We start from the raw sequence: 15,860 nt of genomic DNA, 5'->3' as shown, positions 1-15,860 counted from the left end.
CGGTGGCGTCCGGCGCGGGTGTCAGTTCACCGCCGCCAGGCCTGCGTCCAGGGCAGAGAGGATGGTTGCCGCCTCAGCCGCGCTCAGCACCAGCGGCGGTGACAGGATGATGTTGGGGCCGGAGACCCGCACCATCGCGCCGGCCTTATAGGCGGCTTCCTGCAGTATGCCGGTGGTTTTCTTGTCAGCCGGAGCCTTGGTACTGCGGTCAGCGACCAGCTCCAGCGCGCTCATCAACCCATGGCCGCCGCGGACATCGCCGATCAGCTCGTGTTTCTGCTGCAGCTCCAGCAAACCCCGGTGGAGCTGAGTGCCGCGGGCGGCGGCATTTTCGGGCACGTTCAGGCGCAGGGTTTCTTTTAGGCAAGCCAGCGCTGCTGCAGCGCCTACGGGATGGCCGGAGTAAGTGTAGCCGTGGCCGATGGCGGCCTTTCCGCTGGTGTCCTTTTCGAAGGTCTCCGTCATGTGGTCCGCGATCATCACGGCACCAAAAGGGAAGTAACCATTGGTGATCGCCTTGGCCGTCGCCATCATGTCGGGCTGCACGCCCCAGTGGCGCGAACCGGTCCAGGAACCGGTGCGGCCAAAGGCGGTAATGACCTCATCTGCGATCAGCAGGATGCCGTTTCGCGAACAGATCTCGCGCACGCCCGGCATAAAGCTGGAATGTGGCGGGATCACCCCGCCGGCGCCCAGGACCGGCTCCATGATGAAGGCCGCGATGGTGCCGGCGCCCTGGAAGGCAATCTCATCCTCCAGCGCCTGCAGGCAGAGCTGCGCGAGGCGTTCGGGGTCGGTCTCATTGAACGGATTGCGGTATGTATAGGGTGCGGGGAGCTGGAAGCAGCCGGGCAGCAACGGTTCGTACTGGGTGCGGAAATTTGCATTTCCGTTCACCGAGGCGCCGCCCATGTGGGTGCCGTGATAGCCCTTTTTCAGGCTCAGGAACTTGCTGCGCCCGGCCTCGCCGCGGATTTTGTGGTACTGGCGGGCCAGCCGCAAGGCGGTTTCCACCGAATCCGAGCCGCCGGATGTGAAGAAGGCGCGGGTGAGGCCATCGGCGGCGAAGAACTTGCGCAGTTCCTCGGCCAGCTGGATTACCTGGTCATTGGTGGTGCCGCGGAAGGTGGAGTAATAAGGCAGCACGTCCAGCTGCGCGGCAATCGCGTCCTTGACCGGTTGGCAGGAGAACCCAAGGTTCACGTTCCACAGGCCGCCGACCGCATCCACTACCTCATGCCCGTCGATATCGGTGATCTTCACCCCTTGGGCCGAGGTGATGATGGCAGGCGGGTTGGCCAGGCTGTCGCCGGGATGCGCCATCGGGTGCCAGAGGGATCTGGCGTTGTGCTCTTTCAGAAAGTTGGAGTCTTTCATGGGGTCAGCTCCTGGATGCGGCCCGCGCCGGGGCCGGAGAGGGGAAATCAGGCGGTGCGTTGCTGCGGAAAATCCGCAGGCGGCGAGCCGCCGATGCGATGGGTGAGAGTGACGCCCGCGCGGCGCAGAGCTGCGAGAATCCGTTGTTTTTGTTCCGGGGTCATGCGGGAAACCGGCGCGGCCACAGCAAGCGCGCCGATCACTTGGCGGTCGGGGCCAAAGACCGGCACCGCGTGGGAATGCACATCCGCCTCGAACCCGCCGATGGATTGGGCCATTCCGGTGCTGCGGACTTCTGCCAGCTGGGTGCGGATCTCCTGCGGATCGGTGATCGTGTCACATGTGTGGGCCTGCAACGGCTGCGCCAGTGCCGCGTCAGCAAAGCAGGGGTCGGCATAGGCCAGCACCGCCAAGCCCGAACTGGTGCCGTGAAAGGTCAGCACTTCGGCGTCCTCCATCATCACCTTGGTTGCGTGGCGCGGGGAATAAGCATGCGACAGCGAATTCAGCTGGCTTCCCTGCAACAGCGACAGGTGGGTGGTTTCGCCGGTCTCGTCGCTCAGATCGCGCAGCACACGGCGCGAGACCGAAAGTATCGGAACCGCCGCCTCGCGCAGGGCAGCCAGGCGCAGAACCTGTGGCCCAAGCCGGTACATGCGGTCGCCATCGGTCTGTTCGACAAAACCTGATTCCTGCAGCTCGCTCATCAGCCGGAAGACAGTGGCCTTGTTCATGCCGGACAGGCGAGTGAGGTCGCTGAGCCCGATCCCGGTCCGGCCGTGATTGAAATATGTCAGTAATGACAAGGCTTTGGATACCGTTCCCATGGGCCTGTCCGTTCTCCCTGTTCGGTCTTGGCAGGTGGTGCCTTTGGAAAAAGACGCACCTTTGATGCAATTTTGTTGACAGATAAGCGGACTGCCTGTCAATCTAAATTCAAACCAACGGTTCGAATAATGAACCATCGGCGGAGGCCGGTAAGGAAACTGGCGGAGGCCGGTAAGGAAACTGGGAGGAAAACGATGAAACTCAAAACCCTTATGAAAGGTGCCGCCGCAGCAGCGGCGCTGGGGCTGAGCGCGGTTGCCGCGCAGGCCGAATATCCGGAGAAGCCGGTGAATTTCATCGTGCCCTGGCCGCCGGGTGATCTGGAGGACGTGCTGACGCGGATGATCGCCGAGGATTTTCAGGCCGAATACGGTGTTGCGGCAGCGGTGGTGAACAAGCCGGGCGGCGGCGGCGGGCCGTTCCCTGGCGCCATTGAAGTCGCCAATGCGCCAAGCGACGGCTACACTGTCGGCTCCTTTGTGATCGGTGTGCCGGTGATGGGCCACCAGATCGACATCCCGCCGCTGACGCCCGAGAAATTCGACCCATTGGGGATTTTCCTGACCTATCCCTTTGTGATCGCCACCTCCGGCGATGCGCCCTACAGCACGATGGAAGAGCTGGCGGGTTATGCCAAGGAAAATGACGTGGCGCTGGGCCATTTCGGCGATGTTCTGACCCCGACCCAAGTGACCAAGGCCTATGCCAAGAACGCCGGTTTCGAGTGGGGCTCGGATGCGGCTTTTGATGCGCTGGACTGCAACACGCTGGCGTCGGGCGATGCGGATGTGATCAACACCACGCTGCAGCTGGTGCTGCCCTGCCTGGATCAAGTCAAGGTGCTGGTCGCGATCACGGACGAACGCATCCCGCTGGCTCCCGACGCGCCGACCATCGGCGAGCTGGACGAAAGCCTGAACATCGCGCTGTGGAACGGTCTGTTCGTGACCAAGGACACCCCGCAGGACGTACGCGACAAAATCATCGCGGTTGCGGAAAAGGCCGTGATGAGCGAGCGAGCCCAGAATGTTGCCAAGGAAACCGGCGCGCTGGTCTATTGGCAGGGCGCTGATGACAGCGCGGCACGGGTGTCAAACGACATCAGCACCATGGCCCGCATCAGTGGCCTGCTGTCGGAGTAATCCTCCCCTCCGCATCGGGGTCTTGAGGGACCCCGGTGCCTTTTCAAATCGCGCGGACAATGAACAACTCACATGCCTTCGGAACGTGAACACCGCTTTGCCGGACCACGGCGCGGACAGCTGGTTTTTGCCCTGTTTCTGGTGGCGGCGGCGCTGCTGCTGCTGGCTCTGATTGGGGATCAGACCACTTGGGTCAGTAAAGCCAAGCTGTTCGCCCAGCCGCGGTTCTGGCCCGCTGTCGCGGTTGGCGGCATGGTGCTGATGGGCGGGCTGCATCTGTACAAACTGCCCTGGCGGCGGGTCAGCCGGTATGACCTGCGGGAGGTCAAGCGCTGGGCACAGGTGCTGGAGTTTGCCGGCTGGTTCATGGGCTATGTGCTGCTGGTGCCGATCATTGGCTATCTGCCCGTGACTCTGGCTTTCATGCCGCTTCTCAGCTGGCGCATGGGCTATCGCAGCCGCTTCATGCTGTGGATCAGCGCGGCTTTTGCCGTCGCTGTGGTGGTGCTGTTCAAGGCCGTCCTGTCGGTCAAGATTCCGGGGGCGATGCTATATGAGTATCTGCCGGGACCAGTCCGCAGTTTCTTCATTCTCTATCTCTAGGCGCCTCATATGGATCTGATCTTTTCCGCCATAGAAATCCTGATGCGCTGGGACGTGGCGCTAGCGTTGCTGGCGGGTTCTGTCGGGGGGTGCTGATCGGCGCCATTCCCGGTGTCGGACCGGCGGTTGCCATTGCGATCCTGCTGCCCGCGACGTTCTCGATGGATCCGATTGTGGGCCTGACGGTGCTGCTGGGGATTTACGGCTCCTCCATGTACGGCGGCGCCATTCCGGCGATCCTGATCAATACGCCTGGCACCGCGGTCAACGCGCTGACCACCTATGACGGCTATCCGATGACGGCGCGGGGCGAGCCGCAGCGGGCATTGAGCCTTGCCTATTCCGCCAGCTTCTTTGGCGGCATCTTCTCGGTCATCTGTCTGATCCTGTTTGCCCCGGTGCTGGCCAGGATCGCACCGATGTTCGGCTCGCGCGAGATATTCCTGGCGGCTCTTCTTGGCCTGATCCTGGTTGTGGTTGCCCATCGCGGCCAGGCGCTGATTGCCGGTGCCTTGGCCTGTTTCGGGATCTTTCTGCAGACCATCGGGCTGGAGCCGGTGAAATACACCCAGCGCTACACATTCGGGCAGGATTTCCTGGGCGGCGGCATCAACCTGATCGTGGTGGTGCTGGGGCTGTTTGCCATCTCGCAGGCCTTTGTACTGCTGACGGACGAGGACGAGAAGGTCCGCATGACCCGCCTTCGCGGCGGCATGTTCCAGGGCCTGCGCGAACTGACGCGCCATCCGCGTGTCGCAGGGGTTTCGGCCTCCTTCGGCGTGCTGATGGGCATGGTTCCCGGCGTCGGCGAATTCACTGCCCAGTTCATGTCATACACCTATGCGCAGAAAACCTCGAAACGTCCGCAGGACTTTGGCAACGGCTCCTCCGAGGGGCTGATCGCGGCCGAGACCGCCAACAATGCGGTGCCGGCCGCCGCCATGGTGCCGCTCCTGGCGCTGGGCATTCCGGGTGAGGCGCTGACGGCGATGATGCTGTCGGTCTTTTATGTGCACAACGTGGTGCCGGGGCCGGGACTGTTTCAGAACGACATGGATTTTGTGGTGGCACTGTACCTCGCGCTGCTGGTGCTGAATGTCCTGGTTCTTGTTTTCCTGCTTTTTGCTACCAGGTCGCTGATCCAGGTGGTGCGCATCCCCAACCGGTTTTTGGGCGTCTGCATCCTGACGCTTAGCTTTGTCGGGGTCTATTCCTTGCGCAATTCCGCCACCGACTGCGTGATGGCGGCGGCGTTTGGTATCCTTGGCTATGTGCTGAAACGCCTGTCGCTGCCTGCGGTGCCGATCATCCTGGGTATGGTCCTGGGCGGCATTATGGAGGTGAAACTGCGCGCCGCAATGGCGCGGGTAAAAGAACCCTTTGATTTCATTGACCGCCCGGTGGCGTTCATCCTGTTTCTACTCATCATCATCGTTCTGGCGGTCCACATCCTGCGGGTGCTGAAGGACCATAAGGAACTGAAGGAGGCCGAATGGCAGACCAACAGCGCATCGACAAGCTTCGGCAGCTTGATGTGGCGCCGCAAAAACTCTTTCTTGAAGGATCATGGCAAGCGGGTTCGGGCCAGACACTCGAAGTTGCTTCGCCGGTTGACGGATCTGTTCTGACCACGCTGCAGGGCGCCTCTGCAACAGATGTTGAAAACGCCGTGGCTTCGGCGCGGCGGGCATTCGACGACCGCCGCTGGGCGGGACAGTCCCCCGCCGCACGGAAAAAAGTACTGCACAGGATTGCAGACCGGATAGACGCCGAGGCAGTGGAACTGGCGGTGCTGGGCGTGCGCGACAACGGCACCGAGTTCAACATGGCCTTGAAGGCTGAACCGGGATCGGCGGCGGCCACGTTCCGCTATTATGCCGAGGCGCTGGACAAGGTGCCGGGCGAGGTCGCGCCGACCGCGCCGGATGTGCTGGGGCTGGTGCAGCGGACGCCGGTTGGCGTGGTGGGCGCCATCGTGCCCTGGAACTTCCCGCTGATGATTGGTGCGTGGAAGCTGGCGCCGGCGCTGGCGATGGGCAATTCGGTGGTGCTGAAACCGGCTGAAACCGCCTCGCTGACGCTGCTGCGGCTGGCGGAGATCTGCTCGGAATGCGGCCTGCCGGATGGGGTGCTGAACGTGGTAACCGGCTCAGGTGCAGAAACCGGCGCGGCGCTGGCCGCCTCGATGGATGTCGATGTGCTGGCATTCACCGGTTCGGGCGCCACTGGACGCAAACTGCTGGAGGCCTCGGCGCGTTCCAACCTCAAACGCTGCTATCTGGAGCTGGGCGGCAAGTCCCCGAATATCGTCTTTGCGGATGCGCCGGATCTGGCCAAGGCGGCCAAAGTGTCTGCCGCTGGCATCTTTCGCAATTCCGGGCAGGTTTGTATCGCGGGCTCCCGCTTGCTGGTCGAGGCCTCGGTTCACGACGCGTTTGTCGAAATGCTGCAGGCCGAGGCCGAAGCCCTGCGGGTGGGCGATCCGCTGGACCTCAGCAGCCAGGTCGGGGCGGTGAATTCGGAAGACCAGCTGCGCCGCAACCTGTCTTTCATGGACATGGCGCGGTCCGAGGGCGGACAGGTGGTGACCGGTGGCGTGCGCATTCTGGAAGACACCGGCGGCACCTATATGTCGCCGGCGATCGTCACCCAAGTGGCGCAGGACCACGCGCTGTTCCAGCGCGAGGTGTTTGGGCCGGTGCTGGCGGTCACCAAATTCGAAACCGAGGAGGAGGCGCTGAGCCTGGCCAATGCCACATCCTATGGCTTGGCGGCTGGGGTCTGGACGGAAAACCTGTCCCGGGCGCACCGGATGGTCGCAGGTATCCGTGCCGGGGTGGTGCATGTGAACACCTATGGCGGCTCTGACAATACGGTGCCGCTGGGCGGTGTCGGCCAGTCCGGCAACGGCCATGACAAGTCGCTGCATGCGCTGGACAAATACACTGACCTGAAAACCGCGTGGATACAGCTGTGATGCAGGTTTTGCAGCGGCAAAACCCGCAGCCTCCGGCGGGAGTATTTGGGGAAAGATGAAGGGGCGGCCTGGCTGCAGAGCGCAGGCCGAGAGGAGGACGGAATATGACGGCCAAAACGATCCTGGTTGCCGGGACATATGACACCAAGGATGATGAGCTTGGCTACCTGGCGCAGGTGATCCGCGGGCAGGGCGGCAGTGTGCTGACGATGGATGTGAGTGTGTTGGGCAATCCCAGCCAATCAACGGACGTCAGCAAGCATGAAGTGGCAGAGGCCGGCGGCAGCACTATCCGGGCGGCGATCGGCACTGGCGATGAAAACAGTGCCATGCAGATCATGGGTGCAGGTGCCGCGGCCCTGGCGCTGGAGCTGTACCGGCAGGGGCGCATTGACGGGGTGATTGTGCTAGGCGGCACCATGGGTACTGATCTGGCGCTGGATATATGTGCGGCGCTGCCCGTGGGGGTCCCCAAATACATCGTCTCAACTGTCGCATTTTCCCCGTTGATGCCGCCCGAGCGGATCCCGGCGGATGTGCAGATGATCCTCTGGGCGGGCGGGCTGTTTGGGTTGAACACGATCTGCAAGGCGTCCCTGTCGCAGGCCGCAGGCGCGGTTCTGGGCGCGGCGCGGTCGGTGGAGCCGCCAAAACGGAACAGGCCGCTGATCGGCATGACGTCGTTTGGCAAGACTGTGCTGCGTTACATGGTGGCGCTGAAACCAGCGCTGGAAGCGCGCGGGTTTGAGGTTGCGGTGTTTCACGCAACCGGCATGGGCGGACGGGCGTTTGAAAGCCTGGCTGCTGAGGGCGCCTTTGCTGCGGTGATGGATTTCGCGCCGCAGGAAGTGTCGAACCACTTGTTCGGCGGGCTGTCGGCGGGAGCGGACCGGATGACCAATGCCGGGCGTTCAGGCACGCCGCAGCTGGTGGCGCCGGGCTGTTATGACCTGGTGGATTTTGTCGGCTGGCAGGAGACGCCCGTGCAGTTGAAGGGGCGGGAAACACATGCCCACAACCGGCTGCTCACCTCCGCGATGCTGGATGCTGCCGAGCGGCGGCAGGTTGCGCAGGCGATTTGCGGCAAACTGGCCACTGCAGAGGCGCCGGTGGCGGTTCTGCTGCCTGTGGGCGGTTGCAACGAGTGGGACCGCCCCGGCGCGCCTTTGCATGACGGAGAAGGGCTGGCGGCATTTTGCGACGAAATGCGTGCCTCCTGCCCGGAAAATGCGGTGCTGCATGATCTGGACTGCCATATCAATGATGCTGCGTTTTCCGGCAAGGCTTTGGAAATTCTGGACGGCTGGATTTCCAGCGGTGTGGTGAAGACTGGCTGAACAGCGAATCCCCTTGAACTCTTGGCTATGCCTATTGGCTGTGCCTCTTGGTGGGGAGTTTCAAATAGCTTCCAATTGGTCGATATTCTGTTACGTAATGGGCGGCATGTCCGGCTTTGGCAGCGCCCGGGCGTTTCAGACGCGGGGTTTGCAGGCCATTGGCGGCCATTGGGGCTTGGCGCCGGTTTGGCTGCCGTGCCTAATCGGATGATAGCCGGGCGCTGCTGCTGCCGCACCGGGAAAAAGAGGATGACCGGATGAGTGAAACCATAGCGTATGAGCGTGTAGGCGATATTGCTGTTCTGAAGGCGGAGAATCCGCCAGTGAACGCGCTGGGTGCTGAGGTGCGCAAAGGGTTGCTGGCCGGGATCGAACGCGCGGAACAGGACGGTGCCAAGGCGGTACTGATCTATGGCGAGGGCCGGACCTATTTTGCCGGTGCCGACATCCGTGAATTCGGCAGGCCGCCGCAGGAGCCGCAGCTGCCCGGCCTGTGCAGCCGGATCGAGGCCTCGCCGCTGATCGTGGTGTCCGCGATGCATGGCACGGCACTGGGCGGCGGGCTGGAGGTGGCCTTGTCCTCGCATTACCGGATTGCGGTGCCGTCCGCCAGGATGGGTCTGCCTGAGGTCAACCTGGGCATTTTGCCCGGTGCGGGCGGCACCCAGCGGCTGCCGCGTTTGGCCGGAACCGAAGCGGCTCTGGAGATGATCACCAGCGGCCGGCATTTCGGCGCCGCGGAGGCGCTGGAAAAGGGCATTATCGACAAAATCGAAGAGGGGGATCCGCGCGGGATCGGCCTGGCTTATGTGCAAGAGCTGCTGGAGCAGGGCGCCCCGCGCCGGGCCGTTGGGGAAATGCCCGCGCCGGAAGCGGTGGACTTTGATGCGGCCTATGCAGCCACGCTGAAAAAGGGGCGCGGCCAGCTGTCGCCGGCCACGGCTGTGTGCGCGGTACAGGCGGCGGCTGAGGCGGAGAGTTTTGCGGCGGGCCTCAAGCGCGAGCGTGCGCTGTTCATGGAGCTGATGGGCTCTGATCAGCGGCAGGGGTTGATCCATGCTTTCTTCTCGGAACGCGCGGTCAGCAAACTGCCGGAGCTGGAGGGCATTGCGCCGCGCGAGGTGGCCTTGATGGGAGTGATCGGCGGCGGCACCATGGGGGCGGGAATCGCCACCGCAGCGCTGCTGGCGGATGTGCCGGTGGTGCTGATAGAGATGACCGATGATGCTACGGCTGCGGCACGCGGCCGGATTGAAGGCAACCTGAAAGGGGCCTTGAAGCGCGGCAAGATCACCGAGGCGCAGTATGATCGGCTGACCGGCGAGGCGCTGACTGTGGCGACGGATTATGCTGCGCTGGCGCAAGCGGATCTGGTGGTCGAAGCGGTGTTTGAGGACATGGGTGTCAAGCGCGAGGTCTTTGGCAAGCTGGATGCCATTTGCAAACCGGGCGCGGTGCTGGCGACAAACACGTCTTATCTGGATGTGGATCAGATTGCCGCCTCGACCTCCCGGCCGCAGGATGTGATCGGGCTGCATTTCTTCTCGCCCGCGCATGTGATGAAGCTGCTGGAAGTTGTGGTGGCGAAGGATACTGCGCCTGAGGTGCTGGCGACTGGTTTTGCCCTTGGCAAGAGGCTGAAGAAGGTCGCGGTGCGCTCGGGCATCTGCGACGGGTTCATCGGTAACCGGATCATGAACGCCTACCGCAAAGCGGCGGAGTATCTGGTGCTGGATGGAGCCTCGCCTTATCAGGTGGACGCGGTTGTAACCGGATTTGGTTTCCCGATGGGGCCTTTTGCGATGGGCGATCTGGCCGGGCTGGACATTAACTGGGCCGCCCGCAAGCGCCGCGCCCCGACCCGCGATCCGCGTGAACGGGTGCCGCGATTCTACGAAATGCTCTGCGAGGGCGGCGATTTCGGCCAGAAGACCGGTAAAGGCTTCTATTTCTACGAGGATGGCACGCGCGGCGGCGTTCCGAACCCGGAAGTGGCCGGGCTGATTGCCCGGGATCAGGAAGAGCAGGGTGTCACCCCGCGGGATTTCCCGGACGCGGAGGTTTTGCGGCGCTATATGTGCGCCATGGTCAACGAGGCCGCCAAGGTGGTGGGCGAGGGCATTGCCCGCCGTCCGCTGGATGTGGATATGGTGATGCTGTTCGGCTACGGCTTCCCGCGCTTCTGGGGCGGGCCGCTGAAATGGGCGGATCTGCAAGGGCTGGATGGGATCCTGGCCGACATTCGGGCCTATGCGGCAGAGGATAATTTCTTCTGGCAGCCCGCGCCGCTGCTGGAGCAGCTGGTGGCGGAGGGCAAGTCCTTTGACACACTGAACAAAGGCGGCTGAATAGGCAGGCGGGCGCCCTTCCGGCCCGTCGAGGGCCATCAGGGCGCGGCCCGGCTGTGCCGGGCTGGACGCGCAAACGCTGGCCGCATCACGAAAAAGCGCCGCGCGGAACGCGCGGCGCTTGGCCCAACAAGAGCGGCGCATCTTTAATGCGCCCGGCGATTGACGGGAGAACCTCAGTGCGTTTTAGGTCCAGGTGCCTTCGGTGGCAGTACGGATCTTGCGGATGTTTTCGCCGTAAACCGTGGGATCGTTGACCGAACCGCCTTTAAATACGGCAGAGCCTGCCACCAGCACGTCGGCGCCGGCCTCAGTGACCAGCGGCGCGGTGACAGGGTCCACTCCGCCGTCGATTTCGATATGTACCGGGCGGTCGCCGATCATCGAACGCAGGCTGCGGATCTTGGCGGTCATGTCGATGAACTTCTGGCCGCCAAAGCCGGGGTTCACGGTCATAACACAGACCAGATCGGTCAGGTCCAGAAGATGCGCCACCGCTTCCGCTGGGGTGCCGGGGTTCAATGCGACGCCTGCCTTCATTCCGGCCCCGCGGATCGCCTGCAAGGTGCGGTGGATGTGCGGTCCGGCCTCGATATGGGCGGTCAGCACGTCGGCGCCGGCATCGGCATAGGCGTCGATATAGGGATCAACCGGCGCGATCATCAGATGCACGTCCATCACTGTCTTCACATGCGGGCGGAACGCCTTCACCGCTTGCGGACCAAAGGTGAGGTTCGGCACGAAATGCCCGTCCATCACATCCACATGCACCCAATCGGCGCCCTGGGCTTCGATGGCCCGGATCTCTTGGCCGAAATTGGCGAAATCGGCAGAGAGGATCGAGGGCGCGATCTTGATCTTGCGGTCAAAGGACATCTGGCAGCTTCCTTTTGCAAAGGGAATTGAGGAGTCGAAGGCCGTATAGACCGTCCCGGCCCCTGTGGACAGGGGCAGAATGCGCAGCAGGCCCGTAACTCTGTGCTGCACGCCCACGGGTTGCGCAGCCCGGCGTTACAAAACTTTCACGGCGGTGACACATGAGGTTTGAGCAAGCGCATTAGGCAGGTCCCGAACGAAGAGGGAGCGCCCCGGTGCTGCGCATAGACAAACTGACAAAACGGTTCGGCGGCAAGATTGCGGTGGATACCGCCACGCTGGACATCGACAAGCCCTGCATGATCGGCATTATCGGCCGCTCCGGTGCAGGCAAATCCACGCTTTTGCGGATGCTCAACCGGCTGGAAGACGCCAGTGACGGGCGCATTCTGTTTCAGGGCCGTGAAATCACAGGCCTGAACGGCAAGGACAAGCGGGCCTGGCAGTCCGACTGCGCGATGATCTTTCAGCAGTTCAACCTGGTGCCGCGGATGGATGTGGTTTCCAACGTGCTGCACGGCACGTTGAACCGGCGTAACGTGATGGCGACGCTGTTCAACCTCTACCCGATGGCGGATATTCACACGGCGATTGATATCCTGGACCGTCTCGGCATTGCCGAACACGCCGCCAAGCGCGCCGAGGCGCTGTCGGGCGGTCAGCAGCAGCGGGTGGCGATTGCCCGGGCGCTGATGCAGGATCCGAAGATCATTCTGGCGGATGAACCGATTGCCTCGCTCGACCCGATGAACGCCCAGACCGTGATGGAGGCGCTGCGCCGTATTCACGAGGAAGACGGCCGCACGGTGATTGCTAACCTGCACACGCTGGATACTGCGCGCCGCTACTGCGACCGGGTGGTCGGAATGCGTGACGGGCGCATCGTCTTTGACGGGCTGCCCGCGCAGCTGACCACCGGCGTTGCCCGCGAGATTTACGGCGCCGGGGATGAGTTTTCCGAGGCGGCAACCTCAACCGAGATTGAAACACTGGAAAAGACGGACGCGATGCGCGCCGCCATTCCTGCCGAATAACCCCTGATTTGTTTTCATCGACCCCGGGGGCTGCTCCCCGGGGCGTGACCAACCGGAGAGACTTGAGATGAAGAATCTGATTGCTGCCGTTCTGGCAACCACCGCGCTGACCGCCCCGTCGCGGCGGAGGAAATCAAAGAATTCCGCATCGGCATCCTGGGCGGCGAGAACGCACAGGACCGTCTGAGCAAGCAGGAATGCCTGCGCGAGAAGACCGAAGAACTGTTGGGTGTCGAAACAAAACTGTTTGCACCTGCCGATTATAATGGTGTGATCCAGGGCCTGCTGGGCGGCACCATCGACATGGCCTGGCTGGGCGCGTCGGGCTATGCCAAGACCTATCTGTCCAACCCCGAAGCGGTTGAACCGGTTCTGGTCAAGGTCAATGCGGACGGCGGTTTTGGCTATTATTCGGTTGGTTTTGCGCGCAAGGACAGCGGCGTTGCTTCGCTGGAAGACTTGAAGGGCAAGACGTTTGGCTTTGGCGATCCGAACTCCACCTCGGGCTATTTGATCCCGTCGATTGAAATCCCGCAAGTGACGGGTGCCACCATGGAAACGGGCGACTATTTTGGCGAAGTGAAATTCACTGGCGGCCATGAACAGACCATTGTTGCTGTGGCCAATGGCGACGTTGCTGGCGGTGTCAGCTGGGCCGATGGGCTTGGCGAATGGGAAGACGGCTACAACTCCGGCGCTCTGCGCCGTGCGGTGGATGCGGGCCTGGTGGACATGAACGATCTGGTTGAGATCTGGAAATCCGCGCCGATCCCGGAAGGCCCGTTTGTGCTGCGCAGCGAATTGCCTGTGGACGTGAAGGTCAGGATGACCGGCTTGCTGGCCTCGATGAACTCGATCGATCCGGATTGCATGTACAATGTGCTGGGCGGTGAATCGAAAGGCCTGATGCCGATCACCCATGACGCCTACGAGGTGATCATCGAAGCCCGTAAATTGAAATCCCAGTAATTTCAGTACCGTACCTTTGATATTGTGCTCTGCGGGGGTCGGGCCTGGCTCGGAACCCCGCAATTTCCTTGATGGCACGTGAAAATTGCCACCCCTTCAAGACCAGGACCCCTACATGGCAGATCTCACCGCCGCCCGGCCGGGCATCGAGGACATCCGGCAGCAATACACTGCTCATACCCAGCGCAAGCGGCTGTACGGCGGCATTCTGCTGGCCGTTTTTGTGGCGCTGATGGCTGCAGGTTTCCGCACCGCCGATGCGCGTAATGCAGGCTCCTTTGCTGATGGGTTCACCCGCGTTTTCGACTACCCGGCCGAGGTTCTGGCAGAGGCGTCCCAGAAGGCCGCCCAGCTGCCGGGCCATGTGGCGCATTTCTTTCCGGCACTGGTAGAGACGCTGAATATCGCCGCGGCATCAACACTGGTGGGCGCGGTGTTCGGAACCCTGCTGTCGCTCTTGGCAACCCGCGGCATGGCGCCGTGGCCGACGCTGACCCCGCTGTTCCGCCGCATCAGCGATATTTGCCGCGCTGTCCCGGAAATCGTTATTGCGCTGGTGCTGATCTTTGTCCTTGGCGGCGGGCCGGTGCCTGCGATGATCGCCATTGCCATCCACACCGCCGGTGCGCTGGGCAAGCTGTTCTCCGAGGTGAACGAGAACGCCTCTTTGAAACCAGTGGAAGGTCTGTCATCGGTCGGCGCCACCTGGGCGCAGCGGATGGCGCTGGGGGTGATCCCGCAGGTCGGGCCGAACTACGTCAGCTACGCGCTGCTGCGGTTTGAGATCAATATCCGGGCCTCGGCCATTCTCGGTTTTGTCGGCGCGGGCGGCATCGGCTACGAGCTGAAGAACGCAATGTCCTGGGGCAGGGGCGTTATGATGAGGCCGCCGCGATTTTCCTGCTGCTGTTCATCACCATCGTTGCCGTTGACCAATTGTCCGGCCTGCTGCGCGACCGTCTGACCCATGGAGCGAAAGCATGACCACTTTCGATACCACTCTCACCCCGGCAGAGCTGAAGCTGGATATCTCAAGGCTGTTCCTGAAGAAGCGGCTGCTGGGCTTCGCACTGCCCGCCGCGGTGCTGGTCTATCTGGCCTATGTCTTTGTGGCTTTTGATGTTTTTGGATTGTGGGAGAAAGCGAGCCTTAAGAACGCCAGAACCCTGGTCAGCGACAGCTACAGCTACAAGACCCATGTGACCCGCGACAACCGCAACGGCGCGGTTTCGGTGTCAATCGAAGGGGAGCGCAAGGGCGCCTATCCCGATGGCTTTGCACCGGATTGGGTGGCCCTGGGCGACACCACAGTGATTGATCTGGAGGACGGCCATACCGTCACCTTCGGCCCGGAGATCATCGAGTACAACATCCCCGGCTATGGCAGCGTGCGCGCCACCCCAGCCGCAGCGCAGGTGTGCAGGCAGAACTGCCGCCGGGCGAAGTTCCGGAGTGGATCAGCGTCTCCAAGAACCGTCTGGCGGTCAATACCGGGGCCGGGCGCCTGACGGTGACCCGCAACCGGGCCGAAGTGTTCCGCTATTTCGCAGGCTGGGAGCTGTTCTTTTTCACCCTCGACAGCCCGTACTACGAGATGGGGGCAGGGGAGCTGCTGCAGCGCGCGGCCACCGGTGAGGCAGGCGCGATTCTCCAGGAGTTCTGGACCAACAAGATGTGGCGTCATCAGGATGTGGCCTGGGCGATTGCGGAAACTTTGCTGATGGCCTTTCTGGGCACTATTGGCGCCGGGATCATCGCGCTGCCGCTGGCCTTTGCTGCCACCCGGAACTTTATGCCTTTCCGGGCGCTGCGCTTTGCCATGCGCCGGTTGTTCGATTTCTTCCGCGGCGTGGACTCGCTGATCTGGACCGTGGTTTTGGCCCGCGCCTTTGGCCCCGGCCCTTGACAGGTGCGCTGGCGATCCTGGTCACGGATACCGGCACCTTCGGCAAGATCTTCTCAGAAGCGTTGGAAAACGTTGATCAGAAACAGATTGAGGGCGTCGCCTCCACCGGCGCAAAACCGCTGCAGCGTTACCGGTTCGGAGTGATTCCGCAGATCACCCCGGTGCTGCTGAGCCAGCTGCTGTATTTCCTGGAATCCAACACCCGCTCGGCCACCATCATCGGTGCAATCACCGGCGGCGGCATCGGCCTGCTGCTGACCCAGGCGATCATCACCCAAAAGGACTGGGAGGAGGTGGCCTATTATATCACGCTGATCATCCTGATGGTGATGCTGATGGATTGGTTCTCGGGCTGGCTGCGGCGGAAACTGATCACGGGCGGCAGCGGCCCGGCCAAACGCAAGGCATCCAAGGCGCAAGAGGGCGGCACCTTCCTGCTGCCCTGATCCCGGACATTTCAGAG

Annotated in this window: 9 protein-coding genes and 4 pseudogenes; 10 read left to right on the top strand and 3 right to left on the bottom strand. The window is 62.5% G+C overall.

Annotated features, from left to right (window positions below; genetic code table 11):
• Positions 1-21: 21 nt before the first annotated feature.
• Together ETW23_RS15795 and ETW23_RS15790 are read right to left on the bottom strand one after the other, a co-directional pair.
• Positions 22-1,377, bottom strand: a complete 1,356-nt coding sequence (locus ETW23_RS15795) for an aspartate aminotransferase family protein (protein WP_134830572.1) — start codon at positions 1,375-1,377, stop codon at positions 22-24.
• Between the two features lie 47 nt (positions 1,378-1,424).
• Complete coding sequence (locus tag ETW23_RS15790) at positions 1,425-2,204, bottom strand: IclR family transcriptional regulator (protein ID WP_134830571.1); 780 nt, start codon at positions 2,202-2,204, stop codon at positions 1,425-1,427.
• A gap of 195 nt (positions 2,205-2,399) precedes the next feature.
• Between ETW23_RS15790 and ETW23_RS15785 the strand changes: the two genes are divergently transcribed.
• From ETW23_RS15785 to ETW23_RS15760, 6 genes and pseudogenes are all read left to right on the top strand, one after another.
• Complete coding sequence (locus ETW23_RS15785; protein WP_134830570.1) at positions 2,400-3,347, top strand: tripartite tricarboxylate transporter substrate-binding protein; 948 nt, start codon at positions 2,400-2,402, stop codon at positions 3,345-3,347.
• Between the two features lie 72 nt (positions 3,348-3,419).
• On the top strand, positions 3,420-3,950 hold the full coding sequence (locus ETW23_RS15780) for a tripartite tricarboxylate transporter TctB family protein (protein WP_134830569.1): 531 nt from the start codon (positions 3,420-3,422) through the stop codon (positions 3,948-3,950).
• A 9-nt stretch (positions 3,951-3,959) separates the two neighbouring features.
• Positions 3,960-5,578 (top strand): annotated as a pseudogene (locus tag ETW23_RS15775) (tripartite tricarboxylate transporter permease).
• Positions 5,485-6,927, top strand: a complete 1,443-nt coding sequence (locus tag ETW23_RS15770; protein WP_134831342.1) for an aldehyde dehydrogenase — start codon at positions 5,485-5,487, stop codon at positions 6,925-6,927. Before ETW23_RS15775 ends, ETW23_RS15770 begins: the two are co-directional and overlap by 94 nt.
• Before the next feature lie 104 nt (positions 6,928-7,031).
• Positions 7,032-8,264, top strand: coding sequence for a Tm-1-like ATP-binding domain-containing protein (locus ETW23_RS15765; RefSeq protein ID WP_134830568.1), 1,233 nt, complete (start codon positions 7,032-7,034; stop codon positions 8,262-8,264).
• 257 nt (positions 8,265-8,521) lie between these two features.
• Positions 8,522-10,612: a 3-hydroxyacyl-CoA dehydrogenase NAD-binding domain-containing protein gene (locus ETW23_RS15760; protein WP_134830567.1), complete on the top strand. Its 2,091-nt coding sequence runs from the start codon at positions 8,522-8,524 to the stop codon at positions 10,610-10,612.
• 186 nt (positions 10,613-10,798) lie between these two features.
• On the opposite strand, the gene rpe is transcribed toward ETW23_RS15760, so the two are convergent.
• A complete protein-coding gene (rpe, locus tag ETW23_RS15755) occupies positions 10,799-11,488 on the bottom strand; it encodes a ribulose-phosphate 3-epimerase (protein WP_129369939.1) in 690 nt (229 codons plus the stop codon).
• A 215-nt stretch (positions 11,489-11,703) separates the two neighbouring features.
• Between rpe and phnC the strand changes: the two genes are divergently transcribed.
• From phnC to phnE (ETW23_RS15735), 4 genes and pseudogenes are all read left to right on the top strand, one after another.
• On the top strand, positions 11,704-12,522 hold the full coding sequence (gene phnC, locus ETW23_RS15750; RefSeq protein ID WP_134830566.1) for a phosphonate ABC transporter ATP-binding protein: 819 nt from the start codon (positions 11,704-11,706) through the stop codon (positions 12,520-12,522).
• A gap of 67 nt (positions 12,523-12,589) precedes the next feature.
• A pseudogene (gene phnD, locus ETW23_RS15745) lies at positions 12,590-13,491 on the top strand (phosphonate ABC transporter substrate-binding protein).
• A 115-nt stretch (positions 13,492-13,606) separates the two neighbouring features.
• Positions 13,607-14,475: pseudogene (gene phnE, locus ETW23_RS15740) on the top strand (phosphonate ABC transporter, permease protein PhnE).
• Positions 14,472-15,843, top strand: a pseudogene (gene phnE, locus ETW23_RS15735) (phosphonate ABC transporter, permease protein PhnE). The pseudogenes phnE (ETW23_RS15740) and phnE (ETW23_RS15735) overlap by 4 nt, the downstream one beginning before the upstream one ends.
• Positions 15,844-15,860 lie beyond the last annotated feature (17 nt).

It is taken from the genome of Leisingera sp. NJS201 (assembly GCF_004535885.1).
Taxonomy (GTDB): domain Bacteria; phylum Pseudomonadota; class Alphaproteobacteria; order Rhodobacterales; family Rhodobacteraceae; genus Leisingera.
This window is presented reverse-complemented; position numbering and strand designations above follow the sequence as displayed.

Bases quoted from the DNA above. Each gene is read 5' to 3' on its own strand.
- ETW23_RS15795 (WP_134830572.1), bottom strand. From the start codon at position 1,377: ATGAAAGACTCCAACTTTCTGAAAGAGCACAACGCCAGATCCCTCTGG.
- ETW23_RS15790 (WP_134830571.1), bottom strand. From the start codon at position 2,204: ATGGGAACGGTATCCAAAGCCTTGTCATTACTGACATATTTCAATCAC.
- ETW23_RS15785 (WP_134830570.1), top strand. From the start codon at position 2,400: ATGAAACTCAAAACCCTTATGAAAGGTGCCGCCGCAGCAGCGGCGCTG.
- ETW23_RS15780 (WP_134830569.1), top strand. From the start codon at position 3,420: ATGCCTTCGGAACGTGAACACCGCTTTGCCGGACCACGGCGCGGACAG.
- ETW23_RS15765 (WP_134830568.1), top strand. From the start codon at position 7,032: ATGACGGCCAAAACGATCCTGGTTGCCGGGACATATGACACCAAGGAT.
- ETW23_RS15760 (WP_134830567.1), top strand. From the start codon at position 8,522: ATGAGTGAAACCATAGCGTATGAGCGTGTAGGCGATATTGCTGTTCTG.
- rpe (WP_129369939.1), bottom strand. From the start codon at position 11,488: ATGTCCTTTGACCGCAAGATCAAGATCGCGCCCTCGATCCTCTCTGCC.